The organism is Phytoactinopolyspora endophytica (genome assembly GCF_004138495.1).
GTDB lineage: Bacteria > Actinomycetota > Actinomycetes > Jiangellales > Jiangellaceae > Phytoactinopolyspora > Phytoactinopolyspora endophytica.
In genome coordinates, this window is the sequence record NZ_ML142850.1 from 241,619 (window position 1) to 242,483 (window position 865).

The following is an 865-nucleotide window of genomic DNA, read 5'->3' on the forward strand; positions in this document are numbered from 1 at the left end:
ATCTCGACCAGGCGTTCCTCACGCTGGTCCGGGAGCGAGCCGAGGACGGTGAGCTGTGATGTCCGGCCAGATTCTCGTCAGCACGACCGGCCGGATCCTCCGGCAGCTGCGCCACGACCGGCCGACCATCGCGCTCGTTCTGCTGATGCCGCTGTTGCTGCTGACACTGGTCTACTTCATGTTCGAAGAGCAGGAGCCGATGTTCCACCGGGTGGCGCTGATCATGCTGGGCATCTTCCCGTTCGTCATCATGTTCCTCATCACCAGCATCGCCATGCTGCGCGAGCGCACGTCCGGCACTCTCGAGCGGTTGTTCACGACCCCGGTCGGCAAGCTCGACCTGCTGTTCGGATACGGCATCGCCTTCGGGCTCGCCGCTGCCGTCCAAGGGATCGTCGCCACCACGTTCGCCTTCTGGCTGTTCGATCTGGACACCGCCGGCAATATGGCATGGGTCGTCGTCATCGCGGTGGCCAACGCCATGCTCGGCGTCTCACTCGGACTGTTGTGCAGCGCGTTCGCCCGCACCGAGTTCCAGGCCGTGCAGTTCCTGCCGCTCGTGGCCGTCCCACAGATCCTGCTGTGCGGGCTGTTCGTGCCCCGCGAGGACATGGCCGGCTGGCTGGAGGCCATCAGCAACGTCCTGCCGCTGTCCTACTCGGTCGAGGCTCTGATGGAGGTCGGCGCCAACGTCGATCCCACCGACACCATGTGGCGGGACTTCGGGATCGTCGTCGGCGTGGTGGTCGTGGCACTCGCGCTCGGCGCCGCGACGCTCCGTCGCCAGACGCCCTGACGCCCAGCCGAGCTCCACCTCAGATACGTCCAGGCGATCCGGCAGCGCTTCAGACGCTCTCCTGCATCG

The 865-nt window shown here is 66.1% G+C and carries 1 protein-coding gene; it reads left to right on the forward strand.

Going from position 1 to position 865, the window contains the following annotated elements:
* Positions 1–58: 58 nt before the first annotated feature.
* Positions 59–796 carry an ABC transporter permease gene (locus tag ELR45_RS04455; RefSeq protein WP_129663784.1) on the forward strand — a complete coding sequence of 246 codons (738 nt, stop codon included), beginning with the start codon at positions 59–61 and terminating at the stop codon, positions 794–796.
* Positions 797–865: the final 69 nt, after the last annotated feature.

Bases quoted from the DNA above. Each gene is read 5' to 3' on its own strand.
- ELR45_RS04455 (WP_129663784.1), top strand. From the start codon at position 59: ATGTCCGGCCAGATTCTCGTCAGCACGACCGGCCGGATCCTCCGGCAG.